Origin of the sequence: Microtetraspora sp. NBRC 13810, from assembly GCF_030268685.1 — a bacterium.
Classification (GTDB): Bacteria; Actinomycetota; Actinomycetes; order Streptosporangiales; family Streptosporangiaceae; genus BSRQ01.
Genome location: NZ_BSRQ01000021.1, coordinates 1 through 14,900 on the forward strand (window position 1 = coordinate 1; position 14,900 = coordinate 14,900).

The following is a 14,900-nucleotide window of genomic DNA, read 5'->3' on the forward strand; positions in this document are numbered from 1 at the left end:
CGCCGACGCCATCCTCGCCACCTGCACCGACGAAGTGCACGAACTCCTCCTGATGGGCGTACCCAGACAACAGATCGCCGTCATACCGTGCGGAGTGGACCTCAACCTCTTCACCCCCCACGGCCCAACCACCGCACGAAGCACCCGGCCACGCCTGCTCAGCCTGGGCCGCCTCGTCCCACGCAAAGGCATCGGCACGATCATCCAGGCACTCCGGCTCCTGCCCGACACCGAACTCGTCATCGCGGGCGGCACCACGGACGACCCCGAAGCCGCACGGCTACGCGAACTGGCCGACGCACACGGCCTGACCGACCGGGTCACCCTGATCGGCAGCATCCCCCGGCCGGAGGTCCCCGCCCTGCTCCGCTCCGCCGACGTCCTGGTCACCGTGCCGTGGTACGAACCCTTCGGCATCGTGCCCGTCGAAGCGATGGCCTGCGGAGTCCCCGTGGTCGCCTCCGCCGTGGGCGGCCACCTGGACACCGTCACCGGATGCGGCGTGCTCGTGCCACCCCGGCGGCCGAGGGCGCTGGCCGCGGCGCTCCGCGATCTGCTGGAGCGGCCGGACCTGCGCGCCTCGCTGAAGGCGGCGGGCGAGCGGCGGGCGCGGGAACGGTACGGGTGGCCGTGCGTCGCCGAGAGGACCGAGTCCGTCTACCGCAATGTGATCACCGCGTGCCCGGACCGGTTCGCGGTGACAGGGGGGTGAGGCATGCACGATCACCTGTCGCAGCTCACGAAGGCGCTCCTGGCCATCGACACCGAGATTCCCAAGATCTGCGCGTGGGGCGACAAGCTGGCCTCGGTCCTGAAGGCCGGCGGGCGGCTGCTGGCCTGTGGAAACGGCGGGTCCGCCGCCGAGGCGCAACACCTGACCGCGGAACTCGTCGGCCGGTTCAGGAACGACCGGCAGCCCTACGCCGCGTTGCCGCTGCACGCCGACAGCTCGACGTTCACCGCCATCGCCAACGACTACGGCGCGGACGCCGTCTTCTCCCGCCAGGTGCGCGGCCACGGGCGTCCGGGTGACGTGCTCGTGTGCCTGTCCACCAGCGGCGCCAGCGAGAACGTGCTGGCCGCCGCGCGCACCGGGCGCGAAGTGGGCATGCTGACCTGGGCGCTGACCGGGCCGGCGCCCAACCCGCTGGCCACGCTGTGCGACGAGGCCCTCGCCGTGCCCGCCGAGGACACCTGCACCGTGCAGGAGGTCCACCTCGTGGTGATCCACATGCTGTGCGAGGTCGTCGAGAAGGAGTGTGCATGACCCGTACCGGCCCCGTCGTCGTCATCGGCGACACCTTGCTGGACGTGGACGTGGTGGGCGAGGCCGAGCGGCTCGCCCCGGACGCGCCGGTGCCGGTGGTCGTGAGCCGGGCGGAGCACCGCAGGCCGGGGGGCGCGGGGCTCGCCGCCCTGCTCGCCGCGCGGGACGGCGCCGAGGTGGTCCTGATCACCGCCGTCGGCGACGACCCGGCCGGAAGGTTCCTGCGCGGCCTGCTCACCGAGCACGTCCACCTGGTACGGCTCCCGCTGTCCGGCTCCACGGTGAGCAAGACCCGCATCCGGGCCCGCGGTCAGACCCTGGTCCGGCTGGACGGTGGCGACGGCAGGGCCGTGCACCCCGCCGGCGCCGGGCGACCGGACGGCACGCCGGACGCCGAGATCGACGCGGTGCTGCGTGACGCGGGCGGTGTCCTGGTGTCCGACTACGGGCACGGGACGGCCGGGGTCCTGCTCGGCCGCCTGCACGATCTGGACGTCTCCCTGGTCTGGGACCCGCATCCGAGGGGGCCCGCGCCGCCGCCGGACTGCACCCTGGTCACGCCGAGCGAGAGCGAGGCCAGAGCGCTGTGCGGCGAGTCGTACACGACGCCCGACCTCGCCGCCCGGCGGCTCGTCCGCACCCTCGGCGCCGGGGCGGTGGCGATCACCCTGGGAGAGGACGGCGCGGTGCTGGCGCGGCGCGGCGGCCGGTCGGTGCGGATGCCCGCGCCGCAGTGCTCCGCGGTGTCCGACGTGTGCGGCGCCGGTGACCGTTTCGCCGGCGCCGCGGCGCTCGCCCTGCGGGACGGCGCGCCGGTCGAGGACGCCGTGGCCGTCGGCGTCGGCGAGGCCAGCCGGTTCGTGCGCACCGGTGGCGCGGCGGCCATCCGGGTGCCGGTGCCCGTGCTCGGCGACGGACCGCGTACCGCGCAGGAGGTCGCCGACGCGGTGCGGGCCGCCGGCGGGCGGCTGGTCGCCACCGGCGGCTGCTTCGACCTGCTGCACGCCGGGCACGTCAGCCTGCTGCGCGGGGCCAGGGCGCTCGGCGACGCGCTGATCGTGTGCGTGAACACCGACGCGTCGGTGCGGCGGCTGAAAGGTCCCGGCCGCCCGGTGGTCGCCGAACGGGACCGGGTGGCCATGCTGAGCGCGCTGGAGTGCGTGGACGCGGTGCTCCTCTTCGAGGAGGCGTCCCCGTGCGCGGCGATCGCACGGCTGCGGCCGGACGTGTGGGTGAAGGGTGCCGACCACGCGGGAGGGGACCTGCCGGAGGCGGAGGTCGTGCGGCGCGGCGGCGGCGAGATCGTCACCCTGCCCAGGGTGCCCGGCCGGTCCACCACCGAACTCATCTGCGCCGCCCACGCGGCCGCGCGGATCGTTTCGACAGGTTCGACGGGGGAGACGACATGACGGGAAACATTCTGATCACCGGCGGGGCGTCCGGTCTGGGCGAGGCCACGGCGGAGGCGGTCGCCAAGGCGGGCGGGCGACCGCTGGTCGTGGACCTCAGGCCGCCGGCGAACGGGTCCGTCACCGACCACGTGACCGCCGACCTCGCCGACCGCGCCCGGACCGAGCGCGCCGTGCGTGAGCTGGCCGATCGGGCGGGCGGCCTCGACGGGGTGGTCACGGCGGCGGGCATCGACGCGTGCGGGCGGCTGGCCGACGTTCCGGCCGGGGCGTGGGAACGGGTGCTCCAGGTGAACCTGCTGGGCACCGTGTCGGTGGTCAGGGCGGCGCTGCCGTACCTGGTGGAGTCGCGCGGCCGGGTGGTGACCGTCGCGTCCACGCTCGGGCTGCGCGCGGTGAGCGACGCCACAGCCTACTGCGCCGCGAAGTTCGGCGTCGTCGGGTTCACCAGGGCCCTGGCGGCCGAGCTGGCGGGGCAGGTCGGCGTGACGCTCCTGGTGCCAGGCGGCATGCGCACGCGCTTCTTCGACGACCGGGAGGAACAGTACAGGCCGGGCGCCGACGCGCTGCTCAACCAGCCCGAGGACGTCGCCGCCGCCATCGTCTTCGCGCTCGGCCGGCCCGTCGGCTGTGAGGTCAGGGAACTGGTCGTGTGCCCGGCGACCGAGACCTCCTGGCCGTGACCGCCCGGGCGATCCCCGTGCCGGGGCCGGCCCGGATCGGCCGGCGGGATCGGACAGAAGGCTCTCCGGTGCTGCTCGTCCTGCGCGGGCTCGGGCTGGGAGACCTGCTCACGTCGGTCCCGGCGTTGCGCGGGCTCCGGCGCGCCTTCCCCGGTCACCGGATCGTCCTGGCCGCGCCGTCCGCGCTCCGGGAGTTGCTGCCCCTGATCGGCGCGGTCGACGACCTGGCCGACACGCCGGAGACGGCGGTGGCCACCGGGCGGATCACGGTGGACCGGCCGGCTGTCGCGGTCAACCTGCACGGGAGCGGGCCGCAGAGCATCGCCGCGCTGCGCCGCGTCCGCCCCGGGGCACTGCTCAGCCACGCCCATCCCGCCTTCCCCGACGTGCCGGGCCCGCCGTGGCGGGACCGGCTGCACGAGGTGCTCAGATGGTGCGCGCTGCTCGGCTGGCACGGTATCGCCGCCGACCCTTCCGAGCTGCGCATCCGGGTCCCTCGGCGGCGGCACGCCGCGGCGGACGTGGTGGTGCATCCGGGGGCGGCGTCCGCCGCCAGACGGTGGCCGCCGGAACGGTACGCCGCCGTGGCGGGCGCGCTGAGCCGGACCGGCCGGCGGGTGGTCGTCACCGGGACCGCCGCTGAGGCGACGACCGCGGGACAGGTCGCCAAGCTCGCCGGACTGCACGGCGACGCCGTGCTCGCCGGCCGGACCGGCCTGGCCGAACTGGCCGGGCTGATCGGCGACGCCCGGCTGGTGATCTGCGGGGACACCGGCGTGGCTCATCTGGCCACCGCGCTCGGCACGGCCTCGGTGGTGCTCTTCGGTCCGACCCCGCCCGCGCTGTGGGGGCCGCCGCCGGGACGGTCCCACGTGGCCCTGTGGGCGGGCCGGCGCGGCGACCCGCACGGCGGCGAGCCGGATCCCGGCCTGCTGGCGATCGACGCCGGTCAGGTGTTCGACGCCGCGCGGAACCTGCTGGAGAGGAGCGTCCGATGAAGGGTCGTACGGCGGTGGTGACCGGCGGTGCCGGATTCCTCGGCTCGTATCTGTGCGAACGGTTGCTGGCCGAGGGCGCCCAGGTGATCTGCCTGGACAACTTCCTCACCGGCTCGCCCCGCAACGTCGAGCACCTGATGACGGATCCGGCCTTCCGCCTCCTCCGGTGCGATCTCACGGGTTTCGTCCACGTCCCCGGCGAGGTGCACCTCGTGCTGCACTTCGCGTCGGCCGCCTCGCCCGCCGACTACCTGCGGCATCCGATCGAGACCCTCAAGGTGGGCAGTCTCGGCACGTTGCACTCCCTGGGGCTGGCCAGGGAGAAGGGGGCCCGCTTCGTGCTCGCCTCGACCAGCGAGGTCTACGGTGACCCGCTGGTGCACCCTCAGCCCGAGACCTACTGGGGCAACGTCAACCCGGTCGGTCCGCGCAGCGTGTACGACGAGGCCAAGCGGTTCGCCGAGTCGCTGACCACGGCGTACCGCGACTCCCGGGGCGCCGACACGGCGATCGTGCGCATCTTCAACACCTACGGTCCGCGCATGCGCCCGCACGACGGCCGGGCCATCCCCACGTTCATCCGGCAGGCGATCTGCGGGGAGCCGATCACGGTGACGGGGGACGGCACCCAGACCCGGTCGATCTGCTACGTGGAGGACACCGTCGCCGGCATCCTCGCCCTGGCGCGCAGCGACTTCCCCGGGCCGGTGAACATCGGGAACCCGGAGGAGCTCACCATGCTGGAACTCGCCCGGACGATCCGGGAGCTGACCGGTTCCTCCTCCCCCATCCGGCTCGTGGTCCGCCCGGTGGACGACCCCGAGGTGCGCCGCCCGGACACCACGCTGGCCGCCGAACGGCTCGGCTGGCGTCCCGTCGTGGGGAACCTGGAGGGGCTCCGCCGCACGATCAGGTGGTTCACCGGGGAACTGGTCGGCGCGGACGGGCATCAGCCTTCGGCCCCCGTCGCGTCGTGAGGAGCGCCGACCGGTTTGGACTCCGGGGAGGACCGCTGGCGCAGGTAGATCGACAGGGCCACCATGGAGGCGACGGCCAGCATCTCCGACTGCCAGTTCTGCAGGGTGCGGCTCCAGAACTCCGCCGACCCGGCGTAGGAGGCCCAGTCCACCGGATCCCGAAGCTGGGACAGCCGATCGCCGTTGTAGGCGGCCAGCCCGGCTACCGACTGCCCCAGCCAGGACAGCAGGAAGATCACGCCCATGGTCAGGCCGAGCGAATTGGAGTAGAGCGTGCGCCGCCAGCCGTACCCACGTGCCCACCGGGGCGAGCCGTCCACGGTGTGCGCCCCGGTCCGCTGGTCCGCGTCGGACTCCTCGCCGGCCTTCTCCACCGGCTTGGACTCGGTCGACCCGCGTTGCACGAGCCACACCGTCGCCAGGATGTACAGCAGGAACTGGAGATACTCCGACTGCCAGTTCTCCGCCACGTCCACCGCGAAGTCGGAGGAGGTCACGTACTCGGCCAGCGACACCGGGCTGCCGCCGTCGACGATCTGCCGGTCGTTGAACACCGCCTGTCCGGCCACGGCCTGCCCTGCCAGGGCCAGCAGGAATGCCAGCAGGAAGAAGATCGTCAGCCCGTTGTCCCGGAGGAAGCGCCGCATCGGAGTCCTCATCTCTGCAGCAGCCCGATGGTGAAGAAGTAGACGAGACCGACGACGATGACGGCCACGATCACGGTGAAGACCACGCGCATCGTCAGGTCTCCACTTCGCAGTCGTAGGGAGCGGGCGGGCGCGGTTCGCATCCCGCGCCCCTGATCCGCCAGCCCGCCGGGTACTCGTGCAGGAACACGGTGTCTTCCGTCATGCGCACCTGCGCCTCCCCACCCCACACCGAGACGCCGCGCACCGTCCCGCCGCGCAGACCGAGCGCCAGCACGCCGTGCGCGCACGACCCGTGTTCCTCGGCCAGCCGCTGTTCGGCGCGCGGCGCGAGCAGCGCGCACGCGGCCTCGCCGCGCCCGCCGCCGACGGCGGCGTAGAAGCGCTGCGCCGCCTCCCGCGGGGGATCCGCCCGCGCGGGCGCGGCGCATCCCACGGCGGCGAGAAGCATGATCAGGCAGAGGAGGGCTCTTCCCATGGCGCCCCAGTACCCAAGTCTGGCCAGGTCATGACCGCCACCTGACCAGGCACGCAGCCTCGGCGGCCGCGCGGGTCGCCGAAGCCGGGCGTCGCCGGCGGCGGCTTCGGGCATGTTCGCCGACGCCCGGGTAGGCACAGGGGGAGAACAAGGGAGTGAAATGCGGCGACCGACAGACTCAGAGCGGGTGCCCGGGTCTCGCCGTGCGTCCCCGACCATGGGAGTGGAGGAGGAGTTCCTGCTGGTCGGCATCGAGTCGGGTGAGACCGTGTCGCGGGCGGATGCCGTACTGCGCCGGGCCGGGAGGCATCCCGCTGACGACGCGGGCGGCGGGTTTCATCCCGAGTTGTACGAGACCCAGTTGGAGGCCGCCACCGGGGTGTGCCGTGAGCTGGGCGAACTGCACGCTCAGCTTCGGTGGGCCCGGGCGGGCCTGGCCGCCGCGGCGCGGGCCGAGGGGCTGCGGCTGATCTCGGCGGGCGTTCCCGTGCTGCCGTCCCGCCCTCCCCGGCCGGCGCCCGGCGAACGGTTCCGGCGCATCGCGCTGCTGTACGGGGACGTGATCGCCGACTACGAGGCGTGCGGGTGCCATGTGCACGTCGGGGTCGCCGACCGGGAGACCGCGGTCGCCGTGGTCAACCATCTGCGGCCCTGGCTGCCCACCCTGCTGGCGCTCTCGGTCAACTCCCCGATCAGCGGGGGCCGGGACTCCGGATTCGCGAGCCGGCGGATGGTCGACCAGTCCAGGTTCCCCGGTGCGGGGGTGCCGCCGTGGTTCGCCTCGGCGGCGGCCTACCACGACCAGGTCGCCAGGCTCGTCGAGTGCGGCGTGCTGGTCGACGACGCCATGACGTTCTGGCTGGCCCGGCCGTCCGCGAAGCTGCCGACGGTCGAGGTGCGCGCCGCCGACGCCGCCGCCACGGCCGGTGAGGCGGTGCTGCAGGCCGCGCTCACCCGCGCTCTGGTGAGCACTGCGCTGGCCGCCCTCGGCACCGGCCGCGAGGCGCCCAAGATCACGGCCGTGTCGTGCGCCACCGCGCTCTGGAGCGCCGCGCGGCACGGACTCGACGGCTCCGGATTCGACCCGTTCGAGGAACGACGGGTACCCGCCGGGTACCTGCTGGACCGGCTCGTCGCCCTGGTGACACCCGCCCTGGAGGACAGCGGCGACCTGCCGGCCGTACGCGCGCTGCTGAAGGAGGTGGCGTGGCGGGGCACCGGAGCGGCCAGGCAGCGGCGGGCGATGGCAGGCGGGCCGAAGGCGGTCGTGGACCTGCTGGCCGCGCAGACCACGGCCGCGAGTGCCACGTGGATTCCCGCAGAGGGGGAGCGGACATGACCACCGGAACGATCACGTCCTACGAGGCAGCGCTGCCGGAGGGAAGGGGCCCGCTGTCCGACGTACTCGTCAGGGCGCTCCGGCACACGCCCGGCACCGTGCCGCTCCCCCGCTCAGGTGCGACCGCCGAGCCGTACGGTGACGACCTGCAGCTCGCCCTGTACGTCTGTTATGACCTGCATTACCAAGGTTTTGAGGGAGTATCCGGCGCATGGGAGTGGGAGCCGGAGCTGCTGGCGGTGCGCCGCGACCTGGAACACGTCTTCCTGGCGGCCCTCCGCGCGGACACGCCCGGCGGCGACGACGTGACCGGCGTGCTGGACGAACTGCTGATCGAGCCGGTCGACGGGTACGGCGTCTCGCACCACCTGCGCGACCACGGCGACCTGGAACAGGTGCGGGAGTACGTCGCCCATCGGTCGATCTACCATCTGAAGGAGGCCGACCCGCACGCCTGGGCCATTCCCCGGCTGCGGGGCCGGGCCAAGGCCGCCCTGGTCGCGGTGGAGTTCGACGAGTTCGGCGGCGGGCGGGCCGAGATGATGCACTCGCGGCTGTTCGCCGATCTGATGGACGAACTCGGGCTGAACTCCTCCTACGGCGCCTACCTGGACGTCGTCCCGGCGCCGGCGCTGGCCACGGTCAACATGATGTCGATGTTCGGGCTGCACCGGGCCCTGCGCGCCGCGCTGGTCGGCCACTTCGCGGCGGCCGAGATCACCACCGCGCCCGCCGCGCGGCGGATGGACCGCGCACTGCGCCGGCTGGGCGTCGGCGAGCGCGGCACCCTGTTCTTCACCGAGCACATCGAGGCGGACGCCGTCCACGAGCAGGTGCTCCGCCGCGACGTGGTGGGCGACCTGCTGCGCCGGGAGCCCGGACTGGCGGCCGACGTCGCCTTCGGCGTACAGGCCACCGAGTTCCTGGAGGCGCGGCTCGGTGAGCATCTGCTGGAGTCGTGGCGGTCGGGCCGCTCCTCGCTGCGCCGCCCGCTGCGGTCGGCCGCCGTCCGGGATCAGGTGTGATTTGTCCGATTCAAGGTAGTTGTGTGGAATGTTGCTGCTGCGACCGCCCGGTGTCTACCCGGCACAGGGCGACACGAGGATGCTGTGCGCGGCGCTCGGCGCGGCGGGCCTTCCTCCCGGCGCCCGCGTGCTGGACATCGGCACCGGGACGGGCGCGGTCGCGCTCACGGCCGCGCGCCACGGCGCGGGCGAGGTGACGGCGGTCGACATCTCGTTGCGCGCCGTCCTGGCCGCCCGGATCAACGCGCTGGTCAGGGGCCTGCGGGTGCGAGTGGTACGTGGCGACCTGTTCGCCGCGGTCGAGGGAGAGGTGTTCGACTTCATCCTGGCCAACCCGCCGTACGTGGCGGGCGACCGGCCGCCGTCCAGGCACGGCCGGGACCGCGCCTGGGCCGCCGGGCCGGACGGGCGCCGGGTGCTCGACCTGATCTGCCGTTTCGCACCGCGGCACCTGGCCCGCGGCGGCACCCTGCTCATGGTCCATTCGGCGCTGAGCGGTGTGGCGGCCTCTTTGGGCGGTCTGCGGGACGCGGGCCTGAAGGCGTCCGTGGTCGCCCGCAGGATGGAGCCCTTCGGGCCGGTCATGCGGGCCGGGGCGGCGGCGCTGGAGGCCCGGGGGCTGATCGGCCCCGGTCAACGTCACGAGGAACTGGTGGTGATCCGTGCCGACAGGACAGAACCCTGCGTCGGAGTGCTCTACTGACGCCGAGCCGGCCAGGGCGGGGAGGGGCCGCCCGGCCCGCGTCACGCTCGGCGCCGACGGGCCGGTCAGCATCGAGGGATGCACCCGTCTCGTCATGGTCCACGAGGGACCGATGCTGGTGGACGGCCCGGTCGAGATCGTGCTTCCGGACGGCGCCGTGGCCCGCTCGGAACGCTTCCTGGTCGCCCTGTGCGTGTGCCGCCGCAGCAAGCGCTACCCGTTCTGCGACACCAGCCACCGCCGCCGCGTCCGCACGCGCTGAATCAGGACATGTCCCCGGACAGGCAGCATGCGAGACGACGGCGGCTCGGAGCGGTGTGTCGTCCCGTACCTGCCGGGTAGACGCGAGAAGACCCACGGACTAGTGAGGTGAGGATCATGCCACGAGGTTCGAGTCCCAAGCGGGAGCGGCAGTACGAGCACATCAAGGACAGTGCCAAGAAGCGCGGCGAGAGCGACCGGCGCGCCAAGGAGATCGCCGCCCGCACCGTGAACAAGGAGCGGGCCCGCTCGGGCGAGGCCAGGACGAAGAGCCGCACCTCCACCCAGGACATCTCCTCCTCGCGCCGTGGCGGGCTGCGCTCCCACTCGGGCGCGGCCGGCCGTACCAAGGAGCAGCTCTACGCCGAGGCCAGGCGCCGCAACATCAAGGGCCGCTCCTCCATGAGCAAGGCGCAGCTGGAGAAAGCGCTCGGCTGAGCCGACCGGGACGATCATCATGGGCGGTGGCCCCGGCGGGTCACTCGGTCCCACGGGCCGCGTAGTCGTAGGGCATGTCGAGAAGCGAGTACTGACCCATCACTGTCTTCCTTTGTTGCAAAAATATGCAACAACCTTGGCTTCGCATCTAGGTGCCGGTGTCCGCGACCCGCCTAGGCGTGCCAAATGGCAGCGAGCTGCCGGGTGGCCAGACGGGCCGGGATCGCGCGCAGCAGGGTGTCACGCGCCCAGGCGGCGGCCCCGGTCCGCGAGGTCAGCCGCGACTGCCGCTCCGCGGCCCGCATCAGCCGGTTGGCGCGCGGGCGGCGCTGCGCGTCATAGCGCAGCAGCCGCTCGGCCACCTCGGCGGGCCCGGCCCCCGACAGGTGGCGGGCGAGCGCGGCGGCGTCCTCGAATGCCTGGCTGGCGCCCTGCCCGAGGTCGGGCGTCATGGCGTGCGCGGCGTCGCCGAGCAGCGCGATCCTGCCGGTCGCGAACGCCGGCAGCGGCTCGGCCAGGCAGGCGATCGGATCGACGTAGACGTCGCCGACCGGGGTGGCCGCCAGCAGCGCGGGGACGGCAGGGTGCCAGTCGGCCATCAGCGCCAGCATCTGCTCACGCGCCTCCTCCGACCCCGGGACGGGTTCCGGCAGCACGGAGTCGGTGAACCAGTACAGCCGGTCCGCGCCGATGGGGAACAGCCCGAACATCCCCCCGGTGCGCCGGTCGATCAGGATGCCTGCCAGCAACTCCGCCACGTCCAGTCCCGCGGGGCGGGGCAGGGTGCCACGCAGGTCCATCCGGCCGATCCTGCGCAACCCGCCGTGACCGGGGAACAGCTGCCCGCGCAGCCTGCTGCCGATCCCGTCGGCCACGATCACGGCGTCCGCCTCGGCGACGCGCTCGCCGCCGCTGAACACCGCCACTCCGTCCACGCCGGGCTCCAGCCGCTCCACCGGTGTCGCCGTTCGCACCGCCCCGGCGGGCAGCGGGGCGCGCAGGGTGCGGTGCAGCTCCGCCCGGTCGGTCACGATCATCGAGCCGACCTCGCGCTGCGCCCGCACGGCGTCGGTGATCAGCAGCGGCCTCCCGCGCCAGTCGCGCAGCCCGGCGCTGCGGGCGGGGGTGGACCGCCCCCTCATGTCGTAGCCGAGCTCCTCCAGCGCCCGGAGCCCGTTGGGCATGATCACCACGCCGGTGCCCGCCTCGCGGAGCTCGGCGCCCCGCTCGTAGAGGGTCACCCGATGCCCCTGCCGGTGCAGGCCCACCGCGGCCACCACCCCGCCCAGCCCGGCACCGACCACGACGACACGCATGACACTCCCTCATTCACTACGATCGTACTACTACGATTATTGGTAGCATGGCAGGGTGCCGCCCACCAACCCAGCCCGCCGCCAGGCCCTGACCGACGCCGCCATCGACCTCCTGGCCGCCTCGGGGGTGCACGGGGTGACCCATCGGGCGGTGGAGAAAAAGGCGGGGCTGCCGCCCGGCACGGCGTCCAACTACTTCCGCAGCCGCGAGGCGCTGCTCGTGGCCGCCGCAGAGCGGGTGGTCGAGCTCCACCTGGCCGACATGGACCAGGCGGCCGAGCACCAGCCCGCGGGCGGCGCCGACCTGGTGGAGATGCTGACCGAGTCGTTGCTCACGGCGGCGACCACGCTGCGCCACCGCTACCTCGCGATCTTCGAGCTGCAGTTGGAGGCGGCGCGCCGCCCGGCGTTGGCCGCGGCGCTGGCGGGCCTGCAGGAGGTCGCGGTGCGGTTCACCGCCGGGCATCACGACCAACTGGGGTTGAAGATCGCGCGCGAGAAGGTCCCCGCGCTCATCGCGCTCTACGGCAGCGCCCTGTTCACCCTGGTCAGCGCGCCTCCCGGCAGCGTCACCCGGCCCGCCGTCGAGGCCCTCGTCGACACCATGGTGTACGGCTCGGCCGTACCCGACGCCTAGCGCCGAGTCGTGGCCGGGGTGCCGTCGCAGCTCACCGTGTCACCTGCGCCGCCCACGGGTGTCCGGCGCCTCCGCGACGCTCACTCGGCCGACCTGATCTCCTGGAAACCTCAGACCCGCACCTGTTCCGCCGAGCCGGCGGGTAGCCAGTGGAACAGGCCTCTGATCTGCTTCGGTGCCCGGAGCAGGTCGTGCTCGATGCCGTCGCGGCCCTGGCGGAAGTGCTGCCATCCCTCGTAGTGGACCGGCAGCACCGTGCGCGGGGTGATGGTCCGGCACAGCCGTACGGCCTGCCTTGCGGTCATGGTGTAGTGCAGTGGCCCGGTGAGGGGGAAGCCGACGCCGCCCAGATGGAGCAGGACCGTTCCCGGCCGGATCGCGGCCGCGGCCCGGCGCAGTGCGCGGTGGTAGACGGTGTCGCCGGTGATCCAGAGTGGGCCGTGGGTCTGGCCGGGCCAGGTGAGGGAGAAGCCGGTGACCTCGCCCACGATCGGCCGGCTCAGCGGCGGGCCGTGCCGGCAGGGGGTCGCGGTGATGTCGATGGGCGGCCGGCCGGGGGCCTCCAGCCGGGTCCTCTGGCCCGCTCGCAGTCCGCGGGCCGGCCACGGCAGGGAGCGGGCGCCCGAGGAGGTCGTCACGATCGTGCCCGCGGCCGGCAGCAGGGCACGTCCCGCGTCGTCGAGGTTGTCGCCGTGGTGCACGTGCGAGAGCAGCACGGCATCGACCTGCGGCAGGTCGGCGGCGCGTACGGCGGGGCCGGTCAGTTTGCGGGAGGAGGTCCCCCAGCCGAAGGAGTACGTGCGGCCGGGGGGATCGAAGGTCGGGTCGGTGAGCAGCCGCCAGCCACCGAACTCGATCAGAACGGTCGGACCGCCGATATGGGTGAACCGGACCTCCGTCACGGGAGCCTCCTCGGGTCAGCGCGGATACACGTCGGTCATGCGGTCCCCGCCCGGGGAGCCGGCTTCCCGGGGGCGGGCCCCGGGGAGCCGGCCCGTCGATGTCAGGAGTGGTCCAGGGCCCAGGCGAGGGCGTGGTCGGCGATCTCCTCCCAGCCCTTCTCGGCGGGCATCAGGTGGGAGCGGCCGGGGTACTCGACCACTTCGGTGACCGTCTTGGACTTGTAGTGCCTGGCGTTGGACCGCTGGATCTTCGGGGGCATGAGGTTGTCGTTCTCACCGGCCACGAACAGCAACGGCTTACGGTCATCGTTGTGGTAGTCGACCCAGTTGTCGTCCTTGCCCGGGTGGATGTTGGCCAGCGCGCTGCCCCAGAAGATGTGGCCGGAGGCGGGGATGTGGTAGCGCTCGTAGGTGGCCCGCGCCTCGTCCTCGGGGAAGGTGTTGGTGAAGGCGTACCGCCACTGGTCGTAGGTGAACCCGACCGCCTTGTGCCGGTTGGCCGGGTTCTTCAGCACCGGGAACGTGGCGCGGATCTGCGACAGCGGGATCACCTGGACCCCCTCGGTCGGGGCCGAGTTGATCGCCACCCCGGCCGCGCCGTACCCGTGGTCGAGCAGAATCTGGGTGAACACCCCGCCCGCGGAGTGACCCATGATGATCGGCGGCGTGTCCAGACCACGGACCAGCGTCTCCAGCGACTCGATGATCTGCGGGACGGTCACCTGCTCGATCGGCGTGGGATCGGCATTGAGCGCCTCCACCTCAACCTCGAAACCGGGATAGGCGGGGGCCAGGACACGAAAGCCCTTGGCCTGGTAGCGGGCTATCCAGTGCTCCCAGCTGCGCGGAGTGACCCAGAAGCCGTGGATCAGGACGATGGTGTCGGGTTTCATGGAACGTCTCCCTTGTCGGCTTTATCGGGTGGCGTGGTGGGCGGAGAGGACCACCGCGGTGGCGGCCTCGGGCTGGGACATCATGACCACGTGCGAGGAGCGGATCTCCCGGACCTTGCTGCCGGCGCGCTCGGCCATGAACCGCTGCGCGGCCGGCGGGATGACGTTGTCCTGGGTGGGGATCAGGTACCACGACGGTATGGTCTTCCAGGCAGGCTCGCCACTGCCGCCGCTCAGGCCGCTGACGCTGCCGGGCCGCTGGGTGGCCGCCATCAGCCGGGTCGTGCTCACGGGCAGATCGGCGGCGAACACCTCGCGGAACCTGTCGGCCCGGATGTAGCCGTCGATCCCGTCCATCGTGCCGTCGGGCAGCGGATAGTGCCGCGTCAGCAGCGCCTCGCCGAGCCTGCTGCCGGGGAACCTGTTGGCCAGCTGCAGGGCGCTCTCCCCCTGGTCGGGTGCGAACGCGCCCAGGTAGACCAGGGCCTTGACGTTGTCGTGGCCGCGGGCGGCGTTGGTGATGACGATCCCGCCGTAGGAGTGCCCCACGAGGATGACCGGACCGGTGATGGTGTCCAGGATGCTGGAGACGTACGCGGCGTCGCCCGCCACGTCACGCAACGGATTGGCCGGCGCGATCACCGGGAAACCCGCCCGCTGCAGCAGGGCGATCATGTCGTCGAAGCCGGAGGCGTCGGCGAACGCCCCGTGCACGAGCACCACGGTCGGCTTCGCAGTGGCGGTGGCAGTGGTGGTGGCAGCGGCGGTGGCGCCGGGACCGGTGGCGGCGGCGGGCGCGGTCGGGCCGAAGGCCAGGACGCAGCCGGTGACAAGCACGCCCAGCAGGCGGCCGAGACGGCGTAAGGGGGTCATGAACAGTGCTCCTCAGGAGTTCGGGAGGGCCAGTAGGTCGTCGGTGTGGTGGTC

At 73.0% G+C, this 14,900-nt stretch carries 19 protein-coding genes; 12 read left to right on the forward strand and 7 right to left on the reverse strand.

What is annotated here, in order from left to right; all coding sequences use genetic code 11:
• From QSK26_RS32260 to QSK26_RS32285, 6 genes are all read left to right on the forward strand, one after another.
• A partial coding sequence (locus QSK26_RS32260; protein WP_285779088.1) for a glycosyltransferase occupies positions 1-712 on the forward strand: 712 nt, incomplete at its 5' end.
• Positions 713-715: 3 nt separating this feature from the next.
• Entirely contained in the window at positions 716-1,267 is a 552-nt protein-coding gene (locus tag QSK26_RS32265) for a D-sedoheptulose-7-phosphate isomerase (RefSeq protein WP_285779089.1), read from the forward strand.
• Positions 1,264-2,676 (forward strand): PfkB family carbohydrate kinase, encoded by a 1,413-nt coding sequence (locus tag QSK26_RS32270; RefSeq protein WP_285779090.1) that lies wholly within the window; start codon positions 1,264-1,266, stop codon positions 2,674-2,676. Before QSK26_RS32265 ends, QSK26_RS32270 begins: the two co-directional genes overlap by 4 nt.
• Positions 2,673-3,359, forward strand: coding sequence for an SDR family oxidoreductase (locus tag QSK26_RS32275; protein WP_285779091.1), 687 nt, complete (start codon positions 2,673-2,675; stop codon positions 3,357-3,359). Before QSK26_RS32270 ends, QSK26_RS32275 begins: the two co-directional genes overlap by 4 nt.
• Positions 3,329-4,357, forward strand: a complete 1,029-nt coding sequence (locus tag QSK26_RS32280) for a glycosyltransferase family 9 protein (RefSeq protein WP_285779092.1) — start codon at positions 3,329-3,331, stop codon at positions 4,355-4,357. The genes QSK26_RS32275 and QSK26_RS32280 overlap by 31 nt, the downstream gene beginning before the upstream one ends.
• Positions 4,354-5,334 (forward strand): UDP-glucuronic acid decarboxylase family protein, encoded by a 981-nt coding sequence (locus QSK26_RS32285; RefSeq protein ID WP_285779093.1) that lies wholly within the window; start codon positions 4,354-4,356, stop codon positions 5,332-5,334. Before QSK26_RS32280 ends, QSK26_RS32285 begins: the two co-directional genes overlap by 4 nt.
• On the opposite strand, the gene QSK26_RS32290 is transcribed toward QSK26_RS32285, so the two are convergent.
• Genes QSK26_RS32290 through QSK26_RS32300 form a run of 3 tightly spaced genes read right to left on the reverse strand, consistent with a single transcriptional unit; the run spans position 5,307 to position 6,459 of the window.
• Positions 5,307-5,981: a DUF6766 family protein gene (locus QSK26_RS32290; protein ID WP_285779094.1), complete on the reverse strand. Its 675-nt coding sequence runs from the start codon at positions 5,979-5,981 to the stop codon at positions 5,307-5,309. The genes QSK26_RS32285 and QSK26_RS32290 overlap by 28 nt on opposite strands.
• Before the next feature lie 8 nt (positions 5,982-5,989).
• Entirely contained in the window at positions 5,990-6,124 is a 135-nt protein-coding gene (locus tag QSK26_RS32295) for a hypothetical protein (protein WP_285779095.1), read from the reverse strand.
• Positions 6,076-6,459 (reverse strand): hypothetical protein, encoded by a 384-nt coding sequence (locus tag QSK26_RS32300; protein WP_285779096.1) that lies wholly within the window; start codon positions 6,457-6,459, stop codon positions 6,076-6,078. Before QSK26_RS32300 ends, QSK26_RS32295 begins: the two co-directional genes overlap by 49 nt.
• Positions 6,460-6,619: 160 nt before the next feature.
• Between QSK26_RS32300 and QSK26_RS32305 the strand changes: the two genes are divergently transcribed.
• The 5 genes from QSK26_RS32305 to QSK26_RS32325 all read left to right on the forward strand — a co-directional run bounded on the left by QSK26_RS32305 (position 6,620) and on the right by QSK26_RS32325 (position 10,225).
• A complete protein-coding gene (locus QSK26_RS32305; protein ID WP_285779097.1) occupies positions 6,620-7,798 on the forward strand; it encodes a carboxylate-amine ligase in 1,179 nt (392 codons plus the stop codon).
• Positions 7,795-8,823 (forward strand): iron-containing redox enzyme family protein, encoded by a 1,029-nt coding sequence (locus QSK26_RS32310; protein WP_285779098.1) that lies wholly within the window; start codon positions 7,795-7,797, stop codon positions 8,821-8,823. Before QSK26_RS32305 ends, QSK26_RS32310 begins: the two co-directional genes overlap by 4 nt.
• Before the next feature lie 28 nt (positions 8,824-8,851).
• Positions 8,852-9,526, forward strand: a complete 675-nt coding sequence (locus QSK26_RS32315; RefSeq protein ID WP_285779099.1) for a HemK2/MTQ2 family protein methyltransferase — start codon at positions 8,852-8,854, stop codon at positions 9,524-9,526.
• A gap of 94 nt (positions 9,527-9,620) precedes the next feature.
• Positions 9,621-9,788, forward strand: a complete 168-nt coding sequence (locus QSK26_RS32320) for a CDGSH iron-sulfur domain-containing protein (RefSeq protein WP_285779100.1) — start codon at positions 9,621-9,623, stop codon at positions 9,786-9,788.
• Between the two features lie 116 nt (positions 9,789-9,904).
• Complete coding sequence (locus QSK26_RS32325; RefSeq protein ID WP_285779101.1) at positions 9,905-10,225, forward strand: hypothetical protein; 321 nt, start codon at positions 9,905-9,907, stop codon at positions 10,223-10,225.
• A gap of 173 nt (positions 10,226-10,398) precedes the next feature.
• On the opposite strand, the gene QSK26_RS32330 is transcribed toward QSK26_RS32325, so the two are convergent.
• Positions 10,399-11,541 (reverse strand): FAD-dependent monooxygenase, encoded by a 1,143-nt coding sequence (locus QSK26_RS32330; RefSeq protein WP_285779102.1) that lies wholly within the window; start codon positions 11,539-11,541, stop codon positions 10,399-10,401.
• A gap of 55 nt (positions 11,542-11,596) precedes the next feature.
• Between QSK26_RS32330 and QSK26_RS32335 the strand changes: the two genes are divergently transcribed.
• Positions 11,597-12,178, forward strand: a complete 582-nt coding sequence (locus QSK26_RS32335) for a TetR/AcrR family transcriptional regulator (protein ID WP_285779103.1) — start codon at positions 11,597-11,599, stop codon at positions 12,176-12,178.
• 110 nt (positions 12,179-12,288) lie between these two features.
• Here the strand turns inward: QSK26_RS32335 and QSK26_RS32340 are convergent, their stop codons facing one another.
• The 3 genes from QSK26_RS32340 to QSK26_RS32350 all read right to left on the reverse strand — a co-directional run bounded on the left by QSK26_RS32340 (position 12,289) and on the right by QSK26_RS32350 (position 14,846).
• The gene (locus tag QSK26_RS32340; protein WP_285779104.1) at positions 12,289-13,080 is read right to left on the reverse strand and encodes an MBL fold metallo-hydrolase; all 792 of its coding nucleotides are present in this window, start codon (positions 13,078-13,080) and stop codon (positions 12,289-12,291) included.
• 101 nt (positions 13,081-13,181) lie between these two features.
• On the reverse strand, positions 13,182-13,973 hold the full coding sequence (locus QSK26_RS32345) for an alpha/beta hydrolase (protein ID WP_285779105.1): 792 nt from the start codon (positions 13,971-13,973) through the stop codon (positions 13,182-13,184).
• Positions 13,974-13,994: 21 nt separating this feature from the next.
• Complete coding sequence (locus QSK26_RS32350) at positions 13,995-14,846, reverse strand: alpha/beta fold hydrolase (protein WP_285779106.1); 852 nt, start codon at positions 14,844-14,846, stop codon at positions 13,995-13,997.
• Positions 14,847-14,900 lie beyond the last annotated feature (54 nt).

Excerpts from the sequence above, each read along its gene's own strand:
- QSK26_RS32270 (WP_285779090.1), top strand. The coding sequence starts at position 1,264 with ATGACCCGTACCGGCCCCGTCGTCGTCATCGGCGACACCTTGCTGGAC.
- QSK26_RS32310 (WP_285779098.1), top strand. The coding sequence starts at position 7,795 with ATGACCACCGGAACGATCACGTCCTACGAGGCAGCGCTGCCGGAGGGA.
- QSK26_RS32305 (WP_285779097.1), top strand. The coding sequence starts at position 6,620 with ATGCGGCGACCGACAGACTCAGAGCGGGTGCCCGGGTCTCGCCGTGCG.
- QSK26_RS32285 (WP_285779093.1), top strand. The coding sequence starts at position 4,354 with ATGAAGGGTCGTACGGCGGTGGTGACCGGCGGTGCCGGATTCCTCGGC.
- QSK26_RS32275 (WP_285779091.1), top strand. The coding sequence starts at position 2,673 with ATGACGGGAAACATTCTGATCACCGGCGGGGCGTCCGGTCTGGGCGAG.
- QSK26_RS32300 (WP_285779096.1), bottom strand. The coding sequence starts at position 6,459 with ATGGGAAGAGCCCTCCTCTGCCTGATCATGCTTCTCGCCGCCGTGGGA.
- QSK26_RS32320 (WP_285779100.1), top strand. The coding sequence starts at position 9,621 with ATGGTCCACGAGGGACCGATGCTGGTGGACGGCCCGGTCGAGATCGTG.
- QSK26_RS32290 (WP_285779094.1), bottom strand. The coding sequence starts at position 5,981 with ATGCGGCGCTTCCTCCGGGACAACGGGCTGACGATCTTCTTCCTGCTG.
- QSK26_RS32295 (WP_285779095.1), bottom strand. The coding sequence starts at position 6,124 with ATGCGAACCGCGCCCGCCCGCTCCCTACGACTGCGAAGTGGAGACCTG.
- QSK26_RS32315 (WP_285779099.1), top strand. The coding sequence starts at position 8,852 with ATGTTGCTGCTGCGACCGCCCGGTGTCTACCCGGCACAGGGCGACACG.
- QSK26_RS32265 (WP_285779089.1), top strand. The coding sequence starts at position 716 with ATGCACGATCACCTGTCGCAGCTCACGAAGGCGCTCCTGGCCATCGAC.
- QSK26_RS32330 (WP_285779102.1), bottom strand. The coding sequence starts at position 11,541 with ATGCGTGTCGTCGTGGTCGGTGCCGGGCTGGGCGGGGTGGTGGCCGCG.
- QSK26_RS32350 (WP_285779106.1), bottom strand. The coding sequence starts at position 14,846 with ATGACCCCCTTACGCCGTCTCGGCCGCCTGCTGGGCGTGCTTGTCACC.
- QSK26_RS32345 (WP_285779105.1), bottom strand. The coding sequence starts at position 13,973 with ATGAAACCCGACACCATCGTCCTGATCCACGGCTTCTGGGTCACTCCG.
- QSK26_RS32325 (WP_285779101.1), top strand. The coding sequence starts at position 9,905 with ATGCCACGAGGTTCGAGTCCCAAGCGGGAGCGGCAGTACGAGCACATC.